This window comes from Sphingobium sp. FW305-3-2-15-F-TSA7 (assembly GCF_058787155.1).
In genome coordinates, this window is the sequence record NZ_JBYSZM010000022.1 from 86,363 (window position 1) to 109,907 (window position 23,545).

At 63.6% G+C, this 23,545-nt stretch carries 19 protein-coding genes; 12 read left to right on the plus strand and 7 right to left on the minus strand.

What is annotated here, in order from left to right; all coding sequences use genetic code 11:
* The first annotated feature begins 95 nt into the window (after window positions 1–95).
* Window positions 96–2,177: a M61 family metallopeptidase gene (locus AC3WN8_RS17855; RefSeq protein ID WP_492670814.1), complete on the plus strand. Its 2,082-nt coding sequence runs from the start codon at window positions 96–98 to the stop codon at window positions 2,175–2,177.
* Window positions 2,174–4,444, plus strand: a complete 2,271-nt coding sequence (locus AC3WN8_RS17860; RefSeq protein WP_492670815.1) for a TonB-dependent receptor — start codon at window positions 2,174–2,176, stop codon at window positions 4,442–4,444. Before AC3WN8_RS17855 ends, AC3WN8_RS17860 begins: the two co-directional genes overlap by 4 nt.
* 220 nt (window positions 4,445–4,664) lie before the next feature.
* Here AC3WN8_RS17860 and AC3WN8_RS17865 read toward each other — a convergent pair whose 3' ends face one another.
* On the minus strand, window positions 4,665–5,150 hold the full coding sequence (locus AC3WN8_RS17865; protein WP_492670816.1) for a VOC family protein: 486 nt from the start codon (window positions 5,148–5,150) through the stop codon (window positions 4,665–4,667).
* A gap of 89 nt (window positions 5,151–5,239) precedes the next feature.
* Between AC3WN8_RS17865 and AC3WN8_RS17870 the strand changes: the two genes are divergently transcribed.
* The 3 genes from AC3WN8_RS17870 (at window position 5,240) to AC3WN8_RS17880 (ending at window position 6,961) form a co-directional block, all read left to right on the plus strand.
* A complete protein-coding gene (locus AC3WN8_RS17870; RefSeq protein ID WP_492670817.1) occupies window positions 5,240–5,464 on the plus strand; it encodes a hypothetical protein in 225 nt (74 codons plus the stop codon).
* A gap of 1 nt (window position 5,465) precedes the next feature.
* Window positions 5,466–5,822, plus strand: coding sequence for a hypothetical protein (locus tag AC3WN8_RS17875; protein ID WP_492670818.1), 357 nt, complete (start codon window positions 5,466–5,468; stop codon window positions 5,820–5,822).
* Window positions 5,823–5,908: 86 nt separating this feature from the next.
* A complete protein-coding gene (locus AC3WN8_RS17880; protein ID WP_492670819.1) occupies window positions 5,909–6,961 on the plus strand; it encodes a cupin domain-containing protein in 1,053 nt (350 codons plus the stop codon).
* 137 nt (window positions 6,962–7,098) lie between these two features.
* On the opposite strand, the gene AC3WN8_RS17885 is transcribed toward AC3WN8_RS17880, so the two are convergent.
* From AC3WN8_RS17885 to AC3WN8_RS17895, 3 genes are all read right to left on the minus strand, one after another.
* Window positions 7,099–7,290, minus strand: a complete 192-nt coding sequence (locus tag AC3WN8_RS17885) for a hypothetical protein (protein WP_492670820.1) — start codon at window positions 7,288–7,290, stop codon at window positions 7,099–7,101.
* A 60-nt stretch (window positions 7,291–7,350) separates the two neighbouring features.
* Window positions 7,351–8,526: an aminotransferase class V-fold PLP-dependent enzyme gene (locus tag AC3WN8_RS17890; RefSeq protein WP_492670821.1), complete on the minus strand. Its 1,176-nt coding sequence runs from the start codon at window positions 8,524–8,526 to the stop codon at window positions 7,351–7,353.
* Between the two features lie 69 nt (window positions 8,527–8,595).
* The gene (locus AC3WN8_RS17895; protein ID WP_492670822.1) at window positions 8,596–9,963 is read right to left on the minus strand and encodes a sodium-dependent transporter; all 1,368 of its coding nucleotides are present in this window, start codon (window positions 9,961–9,963) and stop codon (window positions 8,596–8,598) included.
* Between the two features lie 97 nt (window positions 9,964–10,060).
* Between AC3WN8_RS17895 and AC3WN8_RS17900 the strand changes: the two genes are divergently transcribed.
* From AC3WN8_RS17900 to AC3WN8_RS17915, 4 genes are all read left to right on the plus strand, one after another.
* Entirely contained in the window at window positions 10,061–10,555 is a 495-nt protein-coding gene (locus tag AC3WN8_RS17900; protein ID WP_492670823.1) for a MarR family winged helix-turn-helix transcriptional regulator, read from the plus strand.
* Between the two features lie 16 nt (window positions 10,556–10,571).
* A complete protein-coding gene (locus AC3WN8_RS17905) occupies window positions 10,572–10,979 on the plus strand; it encodes a VOC family protein (protein ID WP_492670824.1) in 408 nt (135 codons plus the stop codon).
* A gap of 253 nt (window positions 10,980–11,232) precedes the next feature.
* The gene (locus AC3WN8_RS17910; RefSeq protein ID WP_492670825.1) at window positions 11,233–13,455 is read left to right on the plus strand and encodes a TonB-dependent receptor; all 2,223 of its coding nucleotides are present in this window, start codon (window positions 11,233–11,235) and stop codon (window positions 13,453–13,455) included.
* Between the two features lie 3 nt (window positions 13,456–13,458).
* Window positions 13,459–13,944 carry a VOC family protein gene (locus tag AC3WN8_RS17915; RefSeq protein WP_492670826.1) on the plus strand — a complete coding sequence of 162 codons (486 nt, stop codon included), beginning with the start codon at window positions 13,459–13,461 and terminating at the stop codon, window positions 13,942–13,944.
* 146 nt (window positions 13,945–14,090) lie between these two features.
* On the opposite strand, the gene AC3WN8_RS17920 is transcribed toward AC3WN8_RS17915, so the two are convergent.
* Window positions 14,091–14,705 (minus strand): DUF937 domain-containing protein, encoded by a 615-nt coding sequence (locus AC3WN8_RS17920; RefSeq protein ID WP_492670827.1) that lies wholly within the window; start codon window positions 14,703–14,705, stop codon window positions 14,091–14,093.
* Window positions 14,706–14,853: 148 nt separating this feature from the next.
* On the opposite strand from AC3WN8_RS17920, the gene AC3WN8_RS17925 reads away from it, so the two are divergent.
* Window positions 14,854–15,246: a DUF3597 domain-containing protein gene (locus AC3WN8_RS17925; protein WP_492670828.1), complete on the plus strand. Its 393-nt coding sequence runs from the start codon at window positions 14,854–14,856 to the stop codon at window positions 15,244–15,246.
* Window positions 15,247–15,309: 63 nt separating this feature from the next.
* Here the strand turns inward: AC3WN8_RS17925 and AC3WN8_RS17930 are convergent, their stop codons facing one another.
* Window positions 15,310–16,470: a dipeptidase gene (locus AC3WN8_RS17930; protein WP_492670829.1), complete on the minus strand. Its 1,161-nt coding sequence runs from the start codon at window positions 16,468–16,470 to the stop codon at window positions 15,310–15,312.
* A gap of 61 nt (window positions 16,471–16,531) precedes the next feature.
* Window positions 16,532–19,240 carry a M14 family zinc carboxypeptidase gene (locus AC3WN8_RS17935; RefSeq protein WP_492670830.1) on the minus strand — a complete coding sequence of 903 codons (2,709 nt, stop codon included), beginning with the start codon at window positions 19,238–19,240 and terminating at the stop codon, window positions 16,532–16,534.
* Window positions 19,241–19,858: 618 nt separating this feature from the next.
* On the opposite strand from AC3WN8_RS17935, the gene AC3WN8_RS17940 reads away from it, so the two are divergent.
* Window positions 19,859–22,162, plus strand: a complete 2,304-nt coding sequence (locus AC3WN8_RS17940; protein ID WP_492670831.1) for a TonB-dependent receptor — start codon at window positions 19,859–19,861, stop codon at window positions 22,160–22,162.
* Between the two features lie 56 nt (window positions 22,163–22,218).
* Window positions 22,219–23,532, plus strand: a complete 1,314-nt coding sequence (locus AC3WN8_RS17945) for an amidohydrolase family protein (protein WP_492670832.1) — start codon at window positions 22,219–22,221, stop codon at window positions 23,530–23,532.
* Window positions 23,533–23,545: the final 13 nt, after the last annotated feature.

A 23,545-nucleotide genomic window follows, 5' to 3' on the forward strand; every position in this document is an offset into this window, starting at 1 on the left:
ACCTGGATCATCTGCCTCGCCATTTCCCGATCATGCTTGATATTGATACATTATCATATGATAATGGATTAAGAGTGCATCTGGCAGGGGAATATATGATGGGCAGATTGGCGATGGCGTCGTTGGCGCTGCTCCTGGCGGCGCCGCATGCGGTATCGGCACAGCCCGTGCAACCGGTACAGCCGGTCGCGCCGCTTCACGATGCCGATTATCCGGGCGTCATCGGGCTGGCGATCGATGCGCGCGACGTGGCGCGCGCGATCGTTCGCGGCACGATGACGTTGCCCGTCCAGGCTGCGGGACCGATGACCATCTATTTTCCCCGCTGGGTGCCGGGCCATCACGCGCCGTCGGGGCCGATTGCGCGGATCGCCGGGCTGAGCGTGCGGGCCGGCGGCACCGATATCGGATGGAAACGCGATCCGGTGATGATGCATGCGATCCATATCACCGTGCCCGAGGGCGCCGACACCGTCGAAATCGCCTTCCAATATCTTTCGCCGACCGATCCGAGGATGGGCCGGATCGAGATCAGTCCCGACATGATCGACCTGCAATGGACGTCGATCGCGCCCTATCCGGCGGGCTATGCATCGCGCCGCATGACGGTGCAGGCGTCGGTGCGCCTGCCCGAAGACTGGCAGTTCGCGACCGCCTTGGCGACCGACGCCGTTGCCGACGGCGTGATCCGGTTCAAGCCGGTCGATTACGAGATCTTGGTCGATTCACCGATCGTGGCCGGACGCTATTCGAAACGACATGAACTCGGCACGATCACGGGCGCACCCGTCGCCCTGGCGATCTTCGCGGACCGGCCGGAACTCCTCGTCGCCAGCCCCGAACAGATCGAGGCGCATCGGCGGTTGATCGATCAGAGCTTCAGGCTGTTCGGCTCGCGCCATTTCGATCGTTACGATTTCCTGGTCGGACTGACCTCCAGGATCGGCGGTCTCGGCGCCGAGCACAGCCGGTCGAGCGAGAATTTCACCGTTCCCGATTATTTCACCCGATGGGCCGCGACCGCGCCGAGCCGGGAATTGCTGCCGCACGAATTCGTCCATAGCTGGAACGGCAAATTCCGCCGCGGCGCGGACCTGCTGACGCCGACGCTCGACACGCCGATGCAGAACAGCCTGCTCTGGGTCTATGAAGGGCTGACCCGGTATCTGGGTGCGGTGCTGTCGGTCCGGTCGGGGTTGCACAGCCTGCAGGAGGGGCTCGACAATTTCGCGCTGACCGCCGCCACGATGCAGAATCGCACGGGCCGGCAATGGCGCCCGCTGCTCGATACGACCAATCATTCCATCTATGCCGAGGGCGCGCAGCCCTGGCCCAATTGGCAGCGCGGATCGGACTATTATCTCGAAGGCCAGCTGATCTGGCTCGACGTCGATACGCGGATCCGGGCGCTGTCGGGCGGCAAGCGCAGCCTCGACGATTTCGTGCGCGCGTTCTTCTCGATCGGAGATGGTTCCTATCGGCCAGTCGCTTACACCTTCGATGACGTCGTGGCGGCATTGAACCAGGTCGCGCCCTGGGACTGGGCCGCATATTTCCGCGACCATGTCGAAAAGGTCACGCGCGACGCGCCGCTCGATGGCCTGGCGCGGGGCGGCTATCGCCTGGTCTTTACCGATACTCCGACCGATTTCTTCCGCAGCGACGAGGCGCAGCGCGGCGTCACCGATCTGGGCTGGTCGATCGGGCTGACCGTCGATGGCGGCGGCAGGATCGGCGATGTCGTCTGGGACGGGCCGGCCTTTGCCGCGGAGCTGACGATCGGCACGCAGATCGTTGCGGTGAATGGCCGGGCCTATGATGCCGAGGGACTCAAGCGCGCCATCGCGACGTGCACGGGCGGGGCGGAAAAGCTGACCCTGACCGTGAAGCGCAGCGATGTCGTGCGTGACGTCCGTGTCGGCTGTGCCATGGGCTGCGCTATCCCCGGCTCGAGCGCGACGCTGGCGTGCCCGCGCGGCTCGACGCGATCCTGGCGCCGCGCCGATAGCGGCGGTTCGGTGTGTCCCAACGGTCACATTTGGAGATATTCATTCATTTTCATATCCAGATTTCTATTTTATTTTAGGCATAAACTAATTATATGGATGACGACGGGCCAGGAGAGTTCGACCCAAGGATGCTGGAACACGGCGATGAGAGGGAGGGTAAATCAATGAAATCGATGACCAATCACATGCTGCGCACGATGGGGTGCAGCGTCGCCGCGATCGCGGCTCTGCTCGCTACGAGCGGCCCGGCCCGGGCGCAGGACACCGAAACCGGCGGGGAGTCGCAGGGGCTCGACGATATCGTCGTCACTGCCCAGCGCCGCAGCGAAAGCATCCAGGACGTGCCGGTTGCGGTCACCGCATTCGGGGCGCAGGAACTGCAGCGCGCGAACATCCAGGATGTCGGCGCCTATTTCCAGAACACGCCCAACGTCTTCATCACCGACAGCCCGATCCGCAGCGGCAACAATGTGTCGAGCAGTGCGCTCGGCCTCGCGCTGCGCGGCATCTCCAATGTCGGCGGCAACGCGTCGTCCTTCGGCATCTATCTCGACGATTTCAACATCTCGCATATCGCACTCAACCCGCATCTGATCGACATGGAGCGGATCGAGGTGCTGCGCGGGCCGCAGGGCACCTATTTCGGTCGCAACGCGTCGGGTGGCGTCATGAGCCTCAACACGCAGAAGCCGGATACGAAGCGCTTCGCGGGAGAGGCCAATGCGATGGTCGGCCGCTTCGGTACCTATGAACTGGGCGGCATGATCAACGTGCCGCTGAGCGACACGATCGCCGTCCGCGCCGCGGGCAAGTGGGAAACCTCCGACGGCGAGTTCAACAACAAGCACCCCGTCGGCGGCGGCAATGGCCGCGACTACAAGGCGGCACGGCTTTCGGCGCGCGCGACGCCCACCGATTCGCTGACGATCGACCTGTCGTATAATTATGCCAAGGAGCATGACGACGATTTCGGTCTGATCCACACCGGCGTGCTGAGCGACTTCATCAAGTCGATCTGCCCGGGCGTCACCTTCTCGTGCCCGGTCGATTCCAATCTCGGCTATTATCCGAACAATCGCCGCAACTATGCGCATGATGCGCCGCTGGTGGTGAACAACGAATATCACATCGCCGTCGGCCGCATCGCCTGGACGGGCGAGACCGTCGGCGTCACCAGCATCACCGGCTATGGCTCGGCGAAGTTCAATCGCAGCGGCGAGCTCGATTTCTCGAGCGTCGATTTCCTCCGCGAAGGCTTCAACTACGACAATCGCAAGAGCTTCTCGCAGGAGTTGCGCGTCCAGTCGGTGGGCAACAGGCGGCTCAAATGGATCGTCGGCGCGGTCTATGCGCGCGACAAGCATCGCGAGGGCGAGTTCATCGCGGCGGGCAAGCAGAATGATATCGGCCTGCCCGAGGATTTCCCGATCGAGCTGTCGCATTTCAACCAGAAGATCACGTCCAAGGCGGTGTTCGCCGAAGCGACCTTCGACGTCACCGACGCGCTGTCGCTGACCGCGGGCGCACGCTACTCGCACGACAAGCTCGACCGGTTCGAGGACCAGATCGAATTTGGCGGTCCGCTTCAGTCCGTGCGCGGCAGCCGCAGCTTCAGCGACGTCTCCCCCCGCTTCGCGATCAAATATGCCGCGTCGGACGATGTGAACATCTATGGCAGCATCTCCAAGGGGTGGAAGTCGGGCGGTTTCGAACTCGACCCGCAGCGTGCGCGCAGCGATTTCGGTGCCGAGACGCTGTGGAACTACGAGATCGGGGTGAAGAGCACGTTGCTCGACAACCGGCTGCGCGCCAATCTCGCATTGTTCTACATCGACTGGAGCGACGTTCAGGTCAGCTCGGGCGTGGTCGGGCGTGATGCCAACGGCAACATCATCAACTATGCCGGCATCTCGAACGCCGCCAGCGCGACCAGCAAGGGCGCCGAACTCGAACTGCTCGCCGCGCCGATCGACAATCTCGAGCTCGGGCTGAACATCGGCTATCTCAAGGCGCGCTTCGACAAATTCACCGATGCGCGCACCAATTTCGGCACGCTCGACCTGTCGGGCAAGCCGCTGCCCAAGGCGCCCGAATGGACGCTGTCGACCTTCGCGCAATATACCGCGCCGGTGACGGGCGACATCGATGCCTTTGTCCGCGGCGAATATTTCTACACCGACGATGCCTATACCACGGTGAACAACATCGCGGCGGTGATGGCCGGGCAGCCGCTCTTTCCCTATCTCGTCAAGAGCTATGGCAAGGTCAATCTGCGCCTCGGCCTCGAAAACGATCGTTTCCGCATCGCCGCCTATGTCGAGAATCTGTTCGACAAGAAATATTATACGGCCTCGTTCGACTTCGGTTTCGCGAACGGCGCGGCGGTGATGCCCGGGCTTCGTCGCTGGGGTCTTCGCGGCAGCATCAAATTCTGAGTTGGGTTTGACCCATCCGTATGGAAACAGCCCTACGATGTCATTCCCGCGAAAGCGGGAATCCCGCTTCTTCTTCTTTTTGATGCTTCACGGAAAAGCTGGATCCCCGCTTTCGCGGGGATGACACGGGGCGAACTGATCCCAGCCATCTCTGCATGGCAAAGGAAAACCCCCGTCGGCAAGGTGCCGGCGGGGGTTTTCCTTGATCGGGGCAGACCGATCAGCGCGGCTGGCTGGGCGTCCAGCTCAATATCTCGACCGCATAGCCTTCGGGATCCTTGAAGATGAAGGCGTGGATCGATCTTGTGTCGTCGAGCCGCGTGGTCTTGCGCTCTTCGCTGATCGCGATGCCCTGCGCGCGGACGCGATCATACCAGGCATCGACGGCGGCGACGCCATCGACCACAACCGTCACCATCACCGGCTTGTTGTCGGAGGGCCGCAGCGTGCCGTCCTTCGCATTGACCAGCCCCAGTGTGGCGGTGTCGGTCAGATTGAACAGCCGCACCCATGGCGGCGTATCCTCGGGCGCCTGGCCGAGCAGTCTCTCGTAAAAGGCCGCGGCGCGCGGCAGGTCGTTATAATAAAGGAAGGTCATCTGCCCTTTGACCGGGGCCGCGGCCGGTGGCGCCGGCCGCTCAGCATTGGCCGCCGGCAAGGCACAGGCCGTTCCCAACAGAGTAAGCGCCAAGCCGAATTTCCGCATCTCGATCTCCCAATTAATATGCGTTTTCATATGAAAAGATTTGACATAAATCCAGCACATTCTAGACTTCCGGGCCATTGGATCACCCCATGAAAGGACAGGAGATGGACGAGAAACTGGTCACCAGCCGCCGCCAGGCGCTGGGGCTTGCCTCGCTCGCGGTGGCGGGCGTTGCGGTCGGTGCGCCGGCCGTCGCGGCAGCGGCGACGACGGCAGTGACGGGCGCCGATCCGCGCCGGCCCACCGATGCCGAGCTTGCGCGCGTCACGCGCCTTTACGCCGGCGAGCTCGGCGGCGGCAGGGGAGCACGCTGACATGGCGATCTTCGAAGCTGAAAGCTGGTTTCCGATCCAGGGCAAGGAAGCCGAACACAAAGCCGCGATGACGAACTTCCTCAAATGGGTGGGCGCCAACCGTCATTTGTTCAAGGAATGGAAGAGCCTGCGCTATTATGTGAAGGAAATCGCGGGCCCCAATAGCGGGCGCCATTTCATCGTCTGGGAATATGAGGATCTGGCGAGCTTCGAGGCGTACAAGAAGCGCCGCGGCGACTATCCGGGCCCCTATGCCGAATATAAGAAGAACGATCCCTATCACCTGGGCGTGATGGATCATCGCAACATGGAAGTTGAGATCTGGTACGAGGTCGATCGGCCGCTCTGGCTCGAATGATCGCGGAACAGATGAAATGATACCGCCGCCCTCATCCCGACTGCCGGGCCGGGGGCGGCGAAGACGTGTGTTCAGGGAGAGTATCGATGGGCGATGCCGTCGTGGCGAGCCGCAAGCCGTTCTACAAGGAATTGAAAGCCGGGCGTTCCTATCTCTGGTGCGCCTGCGGGCGATCGAAGCGCCAGCCCTTTTGCGACGGTCGTTCCCATGAAGGCACCGGCATCGAGCCGATCCGCTACGACTGCACCGTCGATGGCGAGGAAGTGCTGTTCTGCGGCTGCAAGCAGACCGCGACCGGCCCGTTCTGCGACGGGGCGCACAGCAATCTGCCCGGCGGCTATGCCGAGGAAGCCGAGGCGGCCGAGGATCTGCCCTGGGCGGAAAGCGACGCCGCCGGCATCCGCTCGCTCGATGGCCATTGCTATGTGATCGCGGCGGAAGCGACGCGTCCCGAGGCGGCCGGCGACTGGTGGTGCCGCACGATCGTGTCGAGCGCGATGGGCGCGCAGCATCAGGCGCAATTCTATGGCGAACTCCGGCGCGGCCAATCTCCCATACTCGCCTCTCCCACGGGCGATGTCGTGCTCTGGACGATGGCGGGACAAGGCAGCGTCGAGATTTCGGGCCGAAGCTTCGCCTTGGCCAAGGATATGGGCGTCTATGTTCGCGGCGGCGAGGCATTCCGCTTCACCCAACAGGATGACGATGCGCTCGCCGTCCATATCCATGCCTGTCCCGCCACCGATGCGCTCAGCGAACTGGCGGCGATGCCGACCGGCTTCGACGCCGGTTGGCCCGATCGCACCGTTGGCGTCGACGAAAGCCAGCGCCACGCCATGGGGCCGCGCTATTTCCAGATGCTCGTCGACAAACGGGTCGGATCGACCACCGCGACGCAGTTCATCGGCCATATCCCGCTGTCCAAGGCGGAGATGCACCGCCATCTCTATGAAGAGGCGCTGATCATCCTGTCGGGTGAAGGCGTTATCTGGAACGAGGGCGTCCGTGCGCGCGTCCGCACCGGTGATGTCATCTTCTTCCCGCGCAAGCACCGCCATTCGCTGCAATGCACGCATCCCGACGGCATGGACGTGGTCGGGCTGATCCATCCCGGCGACAATCCGGGGATCAACTACTGAGACGGTGTTACGGGTGATGCGTGGTGGGCGGAAAGAAGACTGCCCGCCGCGCCATTTTTTGAATATCCTTGATTTCCGACCCGCCAGGTGAGCTCCGCGGCCTCGGAACCACTTTGGGCGGCAACTTATGCGTCGCCCTAAAGGCCGGCGGCACGCAGGGCGGAGGCCAGCCCGATCGTCAGGAACATGCCCATTACAAACCAATATTGATCCGGGCGTTCGGCGCGGGTCGGGTCACCATTTTTGATGATTTCGCCAGTCTTCAGTGCCCGCCAGACCCTGTAGAAGAACAGGGCGGCAAATAATCCGGCACCGATCCGCATCCACATTTCGACCTCCGAGCGATGTGGTATCGGTATGTGGGGTCGCAGATCAACCAGTAGCTCCTGCTACCCCACCAATTCCCGACGCGCGAGGCACTGGCCGCTGCGGACGAGTGCCTCGACCAGGCGCTCGACATCGGCCTCGTCATTATAGGCGTGGAAGCCGGCGCGGATATTCCCGTCGCGGCTCGACGTCACGATATTCTGCGCGATCAGCTGGGTGACGAGCGCTTCGTCGTCACGCACCGGGATCGCGATCATCGGTCCGCGCAACGCATCGTCATCGGGTGTCGCCACCGCGATATCCGCCTGCGCCAGCCGGTCGAGCGCAAGGCGGGTGAGCGCACGCACGCGGCCCTCGATCGCCTCGACGCCCAGATCGAGGATCAGGTCGAGCCCGGCCTTGGCGGCATAGAGGCTGGGGACGGGCGGGGTGCCGCCCTGGAAGCGTCGCGCGTCGGGGCTGGGATCGTGCGCGAAGATATCCATCGCATTGGTATCCGCCTGCGCGAACCAGCCCGAGGTGCTCGGCGCCATTGCCGAGGTCAGTGTGTCGCGGACCCACAGGAAGCCACTGCCTGCCGAGCCGAGCAGATATTTGAGCATGCCGCCGACGCAGAAATCGACGCCCAGCGCGCGTACGTCGATCGGCTCGGTGCCGATCGACTGATAGCAATCGAGGATCACCAGCGCGCCGCGATCGTGCGCGATCCGGACGATCTCGCGGATCTGGTCGGCGGGCAGCTTGCCGCCATGCCGGTAGCAGACGTGCGAGAGCGCGACGATCGCGGTGTCGCGATCGATCGCCGCATCGAAATGGGCGAGCGGAATCGTGCGATCCTCGGCCTCCGCGACATGGACCACTTGCGCGCCGCGCTTTTCCTGCGCGTGCCAGATCTGCGCGCTGGTCGGGAATTCGTAATTGCTGACGACGGCCTTGCGCCGCGCGGTGAAATCGACGCTGCTCGCCACCGCGTTGATCCCGGCCGATGCCGATGCGGTCACCGCCACTTCGTCGGGATGCGCGCCGAGCAGCCGCGCCACGCGCGTGCGGACATCATCCTCCAGCCCGACCCAGGCGCCCCAGTCGGCACCCCGTTCGATCCGGTCCGACAAATAGGTCTCCATCGCCGCGCGGACGCTGTTGCCGAGCAGGCCATAGGATCCGCTGTTGAAATAGACCGTCGTCTCCGTGGTCGGAAACTGTGCGCGGAAATGGCCGAAATCGGCTTCAGCAGTCATGCGGCTCTTGCTCCATCAGAACAGTATGCATGCATATATATATGAAGATGACTATATGTATAGCATCTTCTACGCGAGCAGATGTATGGCGAGGCCGAGAATGGCGAGGGGCGCGGCATAGCGCACGATCAACGCCCAGAGCCTGAAGCCGCTCACCCCGAGATCGGTCTCCTCAGGCCCCACAATCGCCCTGCACTGCCAGCCGACGAACAGCGCGAGCAGAAGCGCGCTGGCGGGCATCATCAGGTTCGCGATGGTGAAATCGAGCAGGTCGAACGCCGTCTTGCCCTCTGCGCCGAACGCCGCGAGCGGATGGAAATCCGCCAATATGTTGAACGACAGCAGAGACGGTAGGCCGATCAGCCAGATCACCAGCCCGGCGCCGACGGCGAGCGGCGTGCGGCCGAGCTTCACCTTTTCGCGCAGCCAGGCGACCACGGGCTCGAGCATGCCGACCGCGGTGGTGAAGGCGCCCAATGCGATGAGCCCGAAGAAGAAGATCGCGATGATCCGTCCCCCCGCCATCTGGCCGAACACCACCGGCAGCGTGACGAAGATCAGGTTGGGGCCTTCGGCAGGCTTGAGGCCATAGGCGAGCACGGCGGGGAAGATCGCGAAGCCGGTGAGCAGCGCGACGACGATCACGCCGCCCGAAAGCGCGAAGGACGAGCGCGGCAGTGAGGCGCCCGCCGGCAGATAGGCGCTATAGGTCATCAGCACGCCCGCGCCGATCGCGGTCGAAAACAGCGCCTGGCCGAACGCGGTGAGTGCGCCGGTCGCGCCCAGCGCCGCGAAATCGGGTTTCAGCAGGAACAGGGCGCTGGGCATCAACCCGATCGTGATCGCATTGTAGATGACCAGGCCGATCAGGATCGCGAACAGCGCGATCATCTTGATCCGTGACACGGTCTCGATCCCGCGCTGCACGCCCAGCGCCACGACTGTGGCGGCCGCCATGATGAAGCCGAGCTGGAGCAGTCCGCCGCGGACGGGCGACGCGGTCAGCGCCTCGAAGGTGGCGCGCGATCGCTCGGCATCGAAGCCGACAAAGCCCTGCGTTACCGATACGATGCTATAGTCGATCGCCCAGCCCGCGACGATGCTGTAATAGCTGAGCCCGAAGAACGGGATCAGCAGCGCGAGCATGCCGACGACCCGCCAGCCTCGAGACCCGCCGCTTGCCGCGATCGCGCGGTCGACGCTGGTGATCACGCTGCCATGGCCACGCCGGCCGATCGCCATTTCGGCGATCATCAACGGCACGCAGAGCGCGATCACGAACAGTGCATAGAGGATGACGAACGCGCCGCCGCCATTGGCGCCGGCAACATAGGGAAAGCGCCAGAGCGTGCCCAGGCCGATGGCAGCGGCACCGATCGAATAGATGAACGACAGGCGTGACGACCATTGTTCGCGTGCGGGGGTTCCGTCCGACATCATTCCTCCCGATAAATATGCATTTATATATGTTTCATGATTTGTAAGGACAGTTTGCACGATTGACCAGCGCAATAGTTGCTATAAGTTGCCCGCCGTGACGAAGCCGCAAAAGCCCCGCGAAAATACGCGATCGATCGAGGAAGACGCGCAGGCCGGCAACAGCTGGCTCAACGACTATCTTCCTTATCATCTCTATCGGCTGACCAACCGGCTTGACCAGCGATTGCAGACGCGGTTGCGCAGCCAGGGCATCAAGCCGTCGCGCTGGCGGGTGATGAGCGTGCTGCGCTCCTACGGAACGCTCACCATCGGCAAGATCGCCGAACAGGCATTGATGGAACAGCCCACCGTCAGCCGCGTGATCATGCAGCTGGAGGCCGACGGACTCGCGATGCGCCAGGTCTCGACCGAGGATTCGCGCGCGACCGAAGTGACGCTGACCCCGGCGGGGATCGAAAAGCTCGAGGCGATCCTGCTGACCGCCTATCGCCATCAGCAGGAGGCGTTGGCCGGGCTCTCGCGCGCCGAACTCGATACGCTGCGCGTCACGCTCAACCGCATCGAACAGAATATCGATTTCTACCAATGATCGCAGCAGCGGCGCGATGACGCGTCCGGCGGTGGACAGGCCCGACATCGCCGGGGCCATCACCTTCTTCTATTATGACGATCTCGATGCCGCAGTGCGCTGGTATCGGGACGTCATCGGATTCGAGCCCTATCTGGTCCAGGACTGGCTGGTGCTGATGCGCGTCGGCCCCGGCCATAGTCTCGGCCTGGTCGATGCGGTGAGCGGCAGCCAGCGTCCCATCCAGGGTCTGAACAAGGGCGCGACGCTCTCAATCGAGACCCAAGAGCTCGAGCAATGGCACAGCCGGCTCAAGGCCGCGGGCTCGGCCGGACTGGACGACGGATTCCAGCCGGGATGCCGCGGACGCACCACCGAGTTCCGCGTCCGCGATCCCGGCGGCTATTTCGTCGAATTCTTTCGCTGGATCGATCAGCCCGCCTGACGCGGCGCGAACTGCAACCCCTTCCAATCCCGCTTTTACTAGAGTGATTTCGAGACAGGTGGAATCACCTGCCGGCTCGGAGCCGCAGGCCAGCGAAGCTAAATCGCGACGAACAAGGGAAACTCAGAGTCGATCCGGTTCAATCTGAACCGGATCGACTCTGGCACCGAGCATGGCCGTCGCCGCCCAATTGACTCTCCGTTTTTCTCATACTAATTCATATGAGAATACATACAAAAGGGGAGAGACGAGGATGGCTTCAATCATGCCCTGTCGGCCGGAGCGCAGCGCGATATTGGCGCTGCTCGCCTCGACGATGCTCGCGCCTGTGCCGGCGTTCGCGCAGCAATCCGAGGAAGCGGAACCGCAGGAAATCATCGTCACCGCCACCAAGCGCGGCGAGCAGTCGATCCAGGACGTGCCGATGAGCATCGCCGCGATCGGCAGCGACAGGCTGAAGCAGATGGGCGCCGACGGCTTTATCGGCTGGTCGCGCTCGGTGCCCGGCCTCGCGGTGCAGGATCAGGGGCCCGGCGACAAGAAATACATCATCCGCGGCATCCAGTCGGTCGGGGCGGCGACCACCGCGCTCTATTTCGACGAGATCGTCATGACCGGGAACAACCGGCAGGATGGCGGCGGCCGCCAGCCCGACCCGAAGCTTTACGACATGGAGCGGATCGAGGTGCTGCGCGGACCGCAGGGCACGCTCTACGGCGCGAGCTCGATGAGCGGGACGATCCGGATGATCACCAACAAGCCCAAGCTCGACCGTTTCGAAGGCGAGGTTGACGGCACCGTCTCGGGAACGCGCCATGGCGGTGCCAGCTTCCGGGTGAATGCGATGATCAACCTGCCCGTCGTGACCGACCGGTTCGCGCTGCGCGGCGTCTATTATCTGCGCGATGAAGCCGGCTTCGTCGACAATCCGTTGCTGGGCCTCAAGGGCATCAACGACGAAAAGACCCAGGGGGGCCGGTTGTCCGCGCGGCTCAAGCTGGGCGAGGCGACGGTGCTGACCGCCAGCGGCCTCTATCAGCAGACCAAATCGAATGGGCGGTCGGGCTTCGATCCGTTGGTGGGCGACCTGAAATTCCCGTCCTATGTGAAGATCCCGTGGAAGGATAAGATCACCGCCTTCAACGTCACGCTCGATCACGACCTGGGCTTCGGATCGATCCTGGCGACCTCCTCCTATTTCGATCGCGACATCGATTATAACAGCGACGCGACGATCATCATCGCCGACCTGCTCAAACGCCCGCGCGAAAGCGTCCGCTCGATCCTGACCCAGCCGCAGAGCCGCAGCATCTGGAGCAACGAACTGCGTTTCTCCTCGGCATGGGACGGACCGTTCAGCCTGATCTCCGGCCTCTATTACCAGAAAGAGAAAAGCCATTTCACCAGCGTGGTCGAAAGCGCGACGCCGCTTGGCGAGCCCGATCTCTCGGCGGGGCGGATCGTCTATCTCGGCCGCACGATCGACGGCGTCATCGAGAATTACTCGGCGTTCGGCGAGTTGTCCTACGCGTTGTCCGACACGCTCACCGTCACGGGCGGCGCACGCTGGTTCCGCTTCGAGATCGAGGAACAGAGCAATCTGCTGTACAGTTGCTGCAACGGCAATGTGCCCGGCAGCGGCCTTGCCCCCAGGACACGCTCGCGCGATTCCGGGATCAATTACAAGTTCAACCTGTCCTATGAACCATCGAAGGACCTGCTGCTCTATGCGCAGGCGGCGCAGGGCTTTCGCGCGGGCGGCAATAACGAGCTGGGGATCAGCAACAACCCCTCATGCCTCAAGCTGCGGGCTTTCGGTTCGGACAATCTGTGGACGTACGAGGCGGGTGCGAAGCTCGGTTTCGCCAATGGTCGCGGCTCGTTCAACGTCACGCCTTATTATACCGACTGGACCGATGCGCAGCTGCGCGTCCGCGACGATGTTTGCAATTTCAGCTATGTCGCCAATGCCGGCTCGATCCGGGTGATGGGGCTCGAAGCCGAACTGGCTTTCCAGCCGGCGCGTGGCCTCGATCTCACCGCCGGGTTCAACTATGCCGATGCCGAGATCAGCCGCAACCAGACCGAAACGCCGCCGCCCGGCACGGTGCCGGGGGTCAAGGGTGACAAGGTTCCGGGACAGCCGCGCTTCTCGGGCAATTTCGCGGCGCAATATGGCTTCGATATTCCCGGTGCCGATTATCGCGGCCAGTTGCGGTTCGACTATGCTTATGTCGGATCCTCGACCACGGCGTTCAATCCGCGCGATCTTGTCAACTACCGTCGCCAGCCCGCTTACTCGCTGGTCAATCTGCGCGCCGGGCTGGACGGCGGCGACTGGAGCGCCGCCCTGTTCGTCGCGAACCTGTTCGACAAGCGCGCGGAGGTCACGCGCGCCACGAGCTCGCAGCGTTCGGACATTGTGTTCACCAATCGACCACGCGAAATTGGCGTCAACCTGACCAAGAGGTTCTGATCAATGGCTATGAAGACGATTACCCGACTCGCCGCCGCCGGCCTGCTGCTGACGATGGCGATGCCCGCGGCCCTGGCGCAGGGCGATGCCGCCGCCACCGAAGCGCAGCACCCGCCGCTCAACAACCAGGTCACTTTCCTCTATTATGCCGATGTCGCGGCCGCCGACGCATTTTACGGCAATGTGCTGGGGCTGAAAAAGACCTTCGACGAACCCTGGGTCAAATTCTACCAGGTGACCGAGCATTCCTATGTCGGCCTGGTCGACGGCAAGAACGGTTTCCACAAGGCGACCGAAGGCAAGGCGGTGATGGTCAGCATCGAGACCGATCAGGTCGAGCAATGGTATGAGCGGATGAAGGCGAAACAGGCCGACTTCATCAAGCATTTCGATCCCAAGGGAACCCACCCGTTCGTCAACGGCTTCCTCGTCAAGGATCCCGGCGGCTACACCGTCGAATTCTATCGCTGGAAGAAGAAGCCGGGCTGAACCGGAGGTCGGTAGGGCCCGGCATCGGCCGGGCCCGCCGCCTTGTACCAAGGTGCAGGGATGCTGACGCATCCGCACCTTGGAACGCTCAGGCGCCGCGCGGGCTTCACCAAGATGCGATGAGTCAAGCTCATCGCATCTTGGTATTACCCGCGCAGCTTGCCCGCCATGCCGATGATGTCGTTGAGCGGATTGCCGTCGCCGTCCAGGTCGAGCATCGACGTCAGTCCGCCCAGCCCGCCGCCCGCAGGTGCGGCCTGCGGCGCCTGCTGTCCGCCACCGAGCATTCCGCCCAGCACATTGCCGAGCATGCCGCCAAGGCCGCCGCTTTGGGCGGTCTCATCGCCCTGGCCCGCATTGTTCTGGCGGAACATATAGCCGGCGACCGCCATGGCGAGGATCGGGAGCATCTTCTTGAGGATGCCCGGGTCGATCCCGGTCGAGGCCGCGGCACTGCCCGCCACCTGGCGGCTGACATCCTTCGATCCGAAGATCTGGCCGAGAATGTCGTTGCCCTGGTCGACCGGAGTCGCCTGCTGGCCCAGCACCGACTCGAGCAGTCCGCCGCCGCCCATGCCGCCGATCATCCCGATCAGTCCGCCGAGCCCGTCGGGCTGCGCCTGCGCATTGTTCTTGAATCCGCCCAGGATCGCCGGCAGCAGCGCCGCCGCGCCGGCCTGGGCGGTGCCTGTATCGACACCCAGTTCGCGCGAAATCGAATCCAGCGCGCCGGTCTGCTTCAGAATATCGGCGATGTTCATGGCAATCCTCTCGATCAGGGTGAGGCGAGCATATCGACGATAGCCGCGCATGCATCGTCTTTTTTCGACGATAGATTGCTTGTCATCAAATCGCGCGACACACTTGGTCCAGCCCGAAGACTCGGGCGTGTTATCGAGAGGACCGACAATGGGTATCTTCAGCAAGATCAAGGATGCGATTTTCGGAAAGAAGGCCGAGCCAGCACCTGTGCCGGCGCCCCAGGCGGCACCCGCCGAAGCGCCCGTGGTCCAGGCCGCGCCCGTCGCCAACCCCGCGGTCAGCGTCGTCGATGTCGAGGCGATCCTCAACGATCTTGCCGCAAAGTCCAGCCAGCAGCTCAACTGGCGAACATCGATCGTCGATCTGATGAAGCTGATCGGCCTGGATGCCAGCCTTGCCGAACGCAAGGAGCTCGCCCAGGAACTTTGCTATGCCGGCGCGCTCGACGGCAGTGCCGAAATGAACATCTGGCTGCACCGGCGCGTGATTCAGGAACTCGCCGCAAATGGCGGAAAGGTGCCCGCCGAGTTCCTCGACTGAGGCCGGGGCCTGACGGCTTCGCGCGGCGCAACCCGGCCGGCAACGGCCGGGTGCGTCATGGCGTCAGGCCTGCCAGATATCCTTGAACAGCCGATCGAAATTGCCGCCGATCACTTTCTCGATCACCCGCGGCGGATATTTGGCGCGGTCGAGTTCGGCGGCGATGATCTCGATCCGGCGTGCGCTGTTGAGATCAGGGACCGCGATCGGACTGTCGCCTTCGCCCGGTGCGCCGATGCCCGCTTTCTGCCGCGCCTCGGCGGTCTTGCGGACGATCTCCATATAGGCCGGGGAGATGTCGACCGGGGTGATGCTCTGATCGGTGCCGATGCCGACATGATCCTCGCCGCATATGGCCAGCGCATGGCGCAGATGGCGGACGAACAGGGCGCGTGACGCCGCGACGGGGTCATTGCCCAGAAAAGGCATCAGATACAGGCCGACGACTCCGCCCTTGTCCGCGATCGCGCGCAGCACCGTGTCGGGCTGATTGCGCTGGCTGGCGAATATGGCACGCGCGCCGGTGTGCGAACAGGTGATCGGCCGGGTGGAGGCGGCCACGGCGTCGAGCGCGGTGCGCGCATTGGCATGGCCGGTATCGACCAGAATGCCGCGCGCATTCATCCGCGCCACTGCCTCGCGGCCCAGCGGAGTCAGTCCCTCGCTGTCGGGCAGCGAACTGCCGGCGCCCAATAAGTTGCGGTCGTTATAAGTGAGCTGCATGATCTTCACCCACAGCCCGCCCAGGCTGTCGATCAGGCTCAGATCGTCGCCGATCATGCCCATGCCCTGAAAACCGAAGATGATGCCGAGTTTCTTCTCGGCCTTGGCGGCGGCGATGTCGGCATGCGTCTTCACCAGCCGGAAATAATCGGGATGGCGCTCGATATGCTGCAGCCACGTCGCGATTTCCTGCAGCGTGGCGGCAAGATTGCCGGGTTTGCCCACGGTCAGGTTGATCGCGGTGATGCCCGATGCACGCACCTGGTCGAGCTTGGCCTGGGTCATCTCGCCGGGCGGCGGGAAGGGGACGTTCCATGTGTCGGGCGATGCCAGCGCATCGATCACGATCGCCTTGTCGTAGAGCGCGCGGATCGCAGGTGGAATGGCGGGCGTTGCGGCCGCTGCGGCACGCGCGGCGCCGGGGGCGAGCGCGCCAACCGCCAGGCCGGCGGTGGCCAGCGCGAAGCCGCGCCGGTTTAATGTGAAGCGATCGTCCGTCATTCCATCTCTCTCAATCGTCGGGCGCGGGCGGAGCATTGCCTCCCCCCCCCCGCGCTTCGCGTCAGGGTGCGGTGATCGGCGGCGGGCCCGGCGGCGCCACATCGGTCAGCCCAAGCTGCTTCCAGTTGATCACGGCGTTGTAGAGCATCCGGAACTCGCCCAGATTCTGCCAGCGCCAGATCGGATTGGTCGCGAACATCAGGATGCGGCCCTGGCCCTGCGGCACGTTGATGATCGCCGGGCGGTCCTTCACCTGGTCGGATCCGCGCATGAAGCCGCTCAGCACGCCTTCCTTGCCGCCGGGAAACTGCATCAGCACGCGGTCCTTCAGCCGCACCGGCACCCCCAGCAGGGCGTTCGACGCCCAGCGCACCGGCATCGTCGTTTCGTCATAGCCGTAAAAGACCGGGTTCGCGGGACGCAGTATCTTGGCGGTGACGATCGGGCCGGGCGCATAGAAATTGCCGGCGGTCCGGGTGACGGTGACGTCATCGAGCAATCCGAACTCAACCGGCACCGCGCTTGCGTCGCCGGTGGTGATCAGCGTGCCGCCCTGTTCGACGAACTTGCGCAGCTCCACCATGCCTTCCAGGCCCATGCCGCCGCGGATATCCTCGCTCGATCCGTAATCGCCCGAATACCGGAACTTGTCGGTCTTGGTATAGGCCAGCGGCTTGCCCTTCACCGGCACGTCGAACACGATATCCTTGGTCGAGCGTCCCTGGGTCGGCAGGATGATCACGTCGTATTTGGCGCGCAGATCGCCGGCACGCACCTGTTCCTTGTAGATCAGGTCATAGGGCGTCTCATGCTGGTCGAACGCATAGCGCAGCCAGCCCACTTTCTCGCTCGATCCCCAGGTGCTGAACACCGCGGTGCGCGGCAACACGCTGTCATGCGCCTTGACGTCGGGCGTTCCCGAAACCGCGATCGCTTCGAGCCCGAACTGTTCCACCGCCGGCTTCAGCGTGGCATAGGCCGCGCCATCGACCAGGAAGGATCCGGCGGGCACGGTCTTGCCGCCCGCCTTGAATTCGGTCTCGGCGATCCGCACACCGGCGTCCTTCAACCGGAAGCGCAAGGTCGCCATGCCGACCGAGCCATGATCGAGCACGGCATAGGTGCGTGCGCCGGCCGCGGGCATCCGGCCCTGCGGCACGAAACGTTCGACCGGGGTCACCGGCAGATCGAGCGCCGCCTTGTCCGCCACTTCGACGATGTCGGTATGGGTCATCATGCCCATCGTCCACGCCGCGTCGTCGTAAGTGGTCAGGTTTTCATCCGGGTAATCGTCCTGCTTCTTGAGCAGCATCTTCGCCAGCCGGCCATAGGGCTGGTCGAGCTTGATGACGAGCGATCCGGCGGGATAGCTGCCTTCCTTCACCTTCACCGGCTGGGTCGCGCGGCCGATCTCGATACCCTGGAGCTGCAGCACATTGGTGACGAAGGCGATGCGGCTCGGATCCGCCTGGCCGGCCGGGATGATATAGGCATAGGGCGCCTTCGTCTTGCCGGCCTCGATGCCGTTGGCGCTCTTCTTGTAGAAATTCTCGAGGATCGTGCCTGGAAAGCGTGCCGCCAGATCGAGCGCGGTGAGTACGCCGGTCTGCATGTAATTGGTGTTGTTGCGCATCGACCAGACGACCTCCTTGTACGGAGGGGAGGGCCGGTACCAGTCGCGCTTGGTCCAGTCGCCGCCGCGCACGCTGCTCTGCACTTCGGGGGCGACGTGGCGCAGCATGGTGGTGGCGCCGCCATTGCCGAAGGTCTCGTACATGCGCAGCATGCCGTTATGGTTGGATGCCATGAAGGCGAGATAGCCCGGCGTCCACGCATCGACGAAGCCGTGCGTCCAAACGCCCGGCATGCCGTATTTGGTGAGCTGCGCCATCTCGAAATTGGAGAACCAGGGCAGTTCGCCGAACAGGATCGGATCGAGGTCGGGGTTCTGCGGCGCCTGCCCGCTATAGGTGTACATGAAGGGCACCGATTCATGCAGCTCGTGCATGATCGGCGGGTGCCATTCGAGATAATATTTGATCAGGTGGCGGGCGCTGACGTCAGAGAAATTGATGTCGCGATTATTGTCGTGATAAATGTATTTGCCCCAATAGGGCGGGCCGCCGGGCTTGTTGCGGTCGTCCTTCTCGTCGATCAGGTTGCGGTAATACCAGTCGACATAGCGGTCGCGGCCATCGGCCTCGAGCACCGGGCTGATCGCCACCACCAGATTGTCGCGGATGCCCTGGATCATCGGGCTGTCCTCGGTCAGCAGGCGATAGGCCAGCTCCATCAACATTTCGGGCGGGCCGGTCTCCGCGCTGTGGAGGCCGCCGGACAGATGATAGATCGGCTTGGTCGCCGCGATCACGCCCGGCGCATCGGCCGCGCTCAGCTTGCGCGGATCGGCGAGCAGCGCGAGATTCTTCTTGTAGCTGTCGAGCTTCGCCAGATTCTCCTCCGACGAGATCATCACGACCACATTTTCGCGGCCTTCCTCGGACTTGCCGATCTCGATGATCTTCACGCGCGGCGATTTGGCGGCGAGCGCGCGGTAATAGCCGATGATCTGGTCGTAATAATGCAGCGTGTTCGGCGCGCCGACATGATTGCCCAGCACGGCCTTGGGCGACGGGATGGTCGTCGATGCGGGCAGATGGTCGACCAGCGGGCTCATGAATTCCGGCTTGGTCGTCCAGTCCTTCACGGCTTTCGCGAAGTCCGGATCCATCGTCTGAGCCGAAGCCGTCTGTGCCGACGCGGTCGTCATCAGCAATGCTCCGATTGCTGCACCCAGCACTGTCTTTCCTGCCACCCGCTGCCCCTTTTTTCGTGATGATGCGCCTTTTGCCGGCGGCACCCGTTCGGTGAAGATCCCGGCCGGCCACCACGCTGCAACGCTGCCGCGCGGGATCGGTCAGGCGTCCGATGGTTTCCCGTTTCCGTCGTGGAGCGCAACTTGTTTTCGTCACAAATGAGACAAGTGCGCATATGTTGCAGCGGATATTGCGTTACATGTCACGGACCGTTGCGTTTGGCGCAAAAACTGTTGCCCGAATGCACTTAAATGTCCTCAACAAACCGGAAAGCGCAATCCGGGCATCGATCGGCGGCCGATGCCGCATGATTTATATTGACCCTCCAATCGGGCTGCGACAGGCTCGATGCAGCAGGGGCGTGGGCGCGCTGGGTCGAACATCGTCTTCAGTCGGAACAATATGGGGCGTCCGAATTGGGCAGTCGTCGACCGGAGGGGAATCCAGACAGTTTCGGATCATGAGCCATTGGGGGCAGTCGCCTCCGATGCGCAATGCCGTGCCGGTCTCGGTTGAATAGGTGACGGTGGAGCGATCCGCCGTCGGAAGATGGGATAACAGGGAGAAGACAAATGGTGGGTATCGGATTCAAATCGGTGAGTGTCGGCCGCTATCGCGTCATGCTGCTTGCCGCCACGGCAATGGCCGGTGCGAGCGGCACGGCATTCGCGCAGGAAACGGCGACCGCGACCACCGGCTATGAGGACGAGATCGTCGTCACCGCCTTGAAGCGCAGCACCAATCTCCAGGAAACGCCGATCTCGATCTCGGCGGTGACCGGAGACACGATCGCGAATTCGGGTGTGCAGAGCATCGCGGATCTGAACGCGTCGGTGCCCAGTCTGACCTTCGTCGATGGCGGCCCGTCGAGCCGCCGCGTCGTCATCCGCGGCATCCAGGCCGCGGGCGAGCCGACCGTCGGCACCTATTATGACGAAACCCCGGTCACCGGCGCGATCGGTGCGGGCAATGACGCGGGCGGATCGACCCCCGAACTGCGCCTGTTCGACGTCGAGCGCGTCGAAGTGCTGCGCGGGCCGCAGGGCACGCTCTATGGCTCCGGATCGATGGGCGGCACGCTGCGCGTGATCTACGAAAAGCCGAAATTCGATACCGAGGTGGCGGCCGATGTCAGCCTGTCGAGCACGCGCGGCGGCGGCGTGAACTACGAAGGCAGCGCGATGGTCAACCTGCCGGTCGTCGAGGACAAGATCGCGGTTCGTGCGGTCGGTTTCTATCGCAACGCCGAAGGCTATATCGACAACACCACGCTCAACATCGAGAATATCAACGATCAGAAGAGCTATGGCGGGCGCCTGCTCGTGCGTCTGCGGCCGACTGAGGATCTGACGATCGACGCGGCCGCCTATATCAACCGCTCGCGCACCGACACCAATGCCTGGACGCTCACTTCGGGCAAGTTCAAGTCGGACGCGCTGACCCGCCAGCCGGTCCGCGACGATCTGGAACTCTACAGCCTCACCGCCAATTACGATTTCGGCGGTGTGACGCTGACCGGCATCGTCTCCTATCTCGAGCGTGACCTCGATGCCATATCCGACGTGTCGCGCTTCATCCGCTCGACGCGGACGGCGGCGGGTTGCGCGGCGCGCGTCGGCGGCGGTGCGGCCTGTACGCCAACCCAGCTCACCAACTATTTCGCGCTGGTCGATTCGCAATCGAGCTCGGCGCTCTATCCGCAGCAGACCATGTCGAGCTGGACGGCCGAGTTGCGCCTCAGCTCCGACGGCAGCGGCCCGTTCAACTGGACGGTCGGCGGCTTCTTCTCGGATCGCGACACCCATGTCGCCAATCCGCAGGTCAATACCGATCCGGTCACCGGGCGGGTCATCGAGCCGCAGCAGATCGCGACGATCCGCTTCATCGACGACAGCCTGCGCCAGGTCGCGGTGTTCGGCGAATTCTCGTATGACGTCACCGACAAGCTGAACCTGACCGCCGGTGCGCGCTACTTCAAGTACGACAAGGACATCAGCGGCCAGACGACGATCGGGTCGATCCTGGTGGGTGCGGTGGTTCGCCCGCTTTCCTTCGTCGATTCCTCCGAGGACGGCACCGCGTTCAAGTTCAACGCCTCGTACAAGATCACGCCCGACGTGATGCTCTATGCGGAGGCCGCGCAGGGCTTCCGCCCGGGCGGCGCCAACCAGGTCATCGGTCTGGCGCAGGAACTGACGCCCTATACGTCGGACAGCCTGTGGAACTACGAGATCGGCCTGAAGAACACGCTGTTCGACCGGCGCCTGACCCTCAACATCGACGCTTTCCAGATCGACTGGAGCGACATGCAGATCACCGGACGTACGCCCAATGGCGCCTTCGCGTTCATCACCAATGCCGGCAAGGCGCGTGTGCGCGGTCTGGAGGTCGAAGCGACGATCCGGCCGGCCGAGGGTTTCTCGATCACCGGCAACGCATCCTATATCGATGCCAAGCTGCGCGAGAACCAGGCCAATGCCAATGTCAGCGCGCCGGGCCTGAAGGGCGATCGTATTCCCTATGTGCCCAAATTCTCGGCGGGCATCGCCGCGCAATATCAATGGGCGCTCAGCGACACGCTGTCGGGTTTCGCCCGGATCGACGCCAACACCGTCGGCGGATCCTATTCGGACTTCCGCCCGAGCGGCCAGCCCACGGTCAATTTCACGCGCTATATCGACAATTACCAGCTCGCCAATCTGCGCCTGGGCGTCGAGGGGCCGGACAATCGCTGGGGCGCCTATCTGTTCGTGACCAATCTCTTCGACAGCACGGCGATCACCCGTGCCACGTCGAGCGCGATCGCGGTCAGCCGCACCTTGGTCAACAGCGCGACGCCGCGCACGATCGGTGCGAATTTCCGTACCCGCTTCTGATCATCGGCAATCGAATAAGGGGGCATCTCCGGATGCCCCCATTTCCTGGAGTTCCCATGACCGTTTCCAAGACCTTCCGGTTCGGCGCCGCGGCGCTTGCGCTGTGCACGATCACCGCTCCGGCGCTGGCGCGCGATGTCGTCATCCATGCCGGCCGCCTGATCGACGGCGCCTCGACCCAGCCGCGCGAAAAGGTCTCGATCGTCATCAAGGACGATCGCATCGTCGACGTGCAGGCGGGCTTCGTCACGCCAGCGGGCGCGGAAATCGTCGATCTGTCGTCGGCCACCGTGCTGCCCGGCCTGATCGACATGCACGATCACATCACCGGCCAATATAGCGGCAAGAATCCGATCGCCGAACGCTTCACCACCAGCGAGCTCGATACCGCCTATCAGTCGGTCGCCTATGCGCGGCGGACGCTCGACGCGGGCTTCACCACGGTGCGCGACGTCGGCGGCGATACCGGCGTCGTCGTCGCGCTGAAGCGCGCGATTGCCAACGGCGCGATTGTCGGGCCGCGCCTCTGGGTCTCGGGCCATCCGCTCGGCCCCAGCGGCGGCCATGGTGATCCGCAGAACGGCATTCGCACCGATCTCGATCTCCATGCCGAGAACCAGGTGGTCGACGGACCCGATGAGGCCGTCCGCATCGTCCGCCAGATGCACCGCGACGGCGTGAACCTGATCAAGATCATGCCCAGCGGCGGCGTGCTCAGCATCGGCGACGATCCCAACGCCACGCTGATGACCGATGCGGAGATCAAGGCGGTGGTCGATACCGCCCACCGGCTCGGCATGCGCGTCGCCGCGCACGCGCATGGCCAGGATGCCATCGTCCGCGCGTCCGCGCTCGGCGTCGATTCGATCGAGCATGGCTCGTTCGGCGATGCCGCCGCGTACAAGGTGATGAAGGAACATGGCACCTGGCTGGTGCCGACCCTGCTGGTCGCGGATACCGTCGTGAAGATCGCCAAGGCGCGCCCGGACTCGCTGCCGCCATCCTCCGCCAAGAAAGCGCTGGAGGTTGGCCCGATCACCATCCGCAATCTGGGCGCGGCCTATCGTGCCGGCGTGAAGATCGCTTTCGGCACCGATCAGGGCATGGCGCCGCATGGCACCAACGGCCAGGAATTCGCGCTGATGGTGAGCGCGGGCATGACGCCGATGGACGCGATCCGCGCCGCCACGGTGAATGCTGCCGAATTGCTCGGCGCGCCCGCCGATGTCGGTTCGGTGCAGGCCGGACGCTATGCCGACATCATCGCGGTCTCCGGCAATCCGCTGTCCGACGTCACCGAACTGGAGCGCGTCCGCTTCGTGATGAAGGGCGGCAATGTCGTGAAGCCCTGGGCGAACGCCGCGCAATAGCCGCCTGCCCCCA

What these genes read in the sequence shown, in the direction of transcription:
- AC3WN8_RS17855 (WP_492670814.1), top strand. Translation starts at nt 96, where the DNA reads ATGATGGGCAGATTGGCGATGGCGTCGTTGGCGCTGCTCCTGGCGGCG.
- AC3WN8_RS17860 (WP_492670815.1), top strand. Translation starts at nt 2,174, where the DNA reads ATGAAATCGATGACCAATCACATGCTGCGCACGATGGGGTGCAGCGTC.
- AC3WN8_RS17865 (WP_492670816.1), bottom strand. Translation starts at nt 5,150, where the DNA reads ATGCGGAAATTCGGCTTGGCGCTTACTCTGTTGGGAACGGCCTGTGCC.
- AC3WN8_RS17870 (WP_492670817.1), top strand. Translation starts at nt 5,240, where the DNA reads ATGAAAGGACAGGAGATGGACGAGAAACTGGTCACCAGCCGCCGCCAG.
- AC3WN8_RS17875 (WP_492670818.1), top strand. Translation starts at nt 5,466, where the DNA reads ATGGCGATCTTCGAAGCTGAAAGCTGGTTTCCGATCCAGGGCAAGGAA.
- AC3WN8_RS17880 (WP_492670819.1), top strand. Translation starts at nt 5,909, where the DNA reads ATGGGCGATGCCGTCGTGGCGAGCCGCAAGCCGTTCTACAAGGAATTG.
- AC3WN8_RS17885 (WP_492670820.1), bottom strand. Translation starts at nt 7,290, where the DNA reads ATGTGGATGCGGATCGGTGCCGGATTATTTGCCGCCCTGTTCTTCTAC.
- AC3WN8_RS17890 (WP_492670821.1), bottom strand. Translation starts at nt 8,526, where the DNA reads ATGACTGCTGAAGCCGATTTCGGCCATTTCCGCGCACAGTTTCCGACC.
- AC3WN8_RS17895 (WP_492670822.1), bottom strand. Translation starts at nt 9,963, where the DNA reads ATGTCGGACGGAACCCCCGCACGCGAACAATGGTCGTCACGCCTGTCG.
- AC3WN8_RS17905 (WP_492670824.1), top strand. Translation starts at nt 10,572, where the DNA reads ATGACGCGTCCGGCGGTGGACAGGCCCGACATCGCCGGGGCCATCACC.
- AC3WN8_RS17910 (WP_492670825.1), top strand. Translation starts at nt 11,233, where the DNA reads ATGGCTTCAATCATGCCCTGTCGGCCGGAGCGCAGCGCGATATTGGCG.
- AC3WN8_RS17915 (WP_492670826.1), top strand. Translation starts at nt 13,459, where the DNA reads ATGGCTATGAAGACGATTACCCGACTCGCCGCCGCCGGCCTGCTGCTG.
- AC3WN8_RS17920 (WP_492670827.1), bottom strand. Translation starts at nt 14,705, where the DNA reads ATGAACATCGCCGATATTCTGAAGCAGACCGGCGCGCTGGATTCGATT.
- AC3WN8_RS17925 (WP_492670828.1), top strand. Translation starts at nt 14,854, where the DNA reads ATGGGTATCTTCAGCAAGATCAAGGATGCGATTTTCGGAAAGAAGGCC.
- AC3WN8_RS17930 (WP_492670829.1), bottom strand. Translation starts at nt 16,470, where the DNA reads ATGACGGACGATCGCTTCACATTAAACCGGCGCGGCTTCGCGCTGGCC.
- AC3WN8_RS17935 (WP_492670830.1), bottom strand. Translation starts at nt 19,240, where the DNA reads ATGACGACCGCGTCGGCACAGACGGCTTCGGCTCAGACGATGGATCCG.
- AC3WN8_RS17940 (WP_492670831.1), top strand. Translation starts at nt 19,859, where the DNA reads ATGGTGGGTATCGGATTCAAATCGGTGAGTGTCGGCCGCTATCGCGTC.
- AC3WN8_RS17945 (WP_492670832.1), top strand. Translation starts at nt 22,219, where the DNA reads ATGACCGTTTCCAAGACCTTCCGGTTCGGCGCCGCGGCGCTTGCGCTG.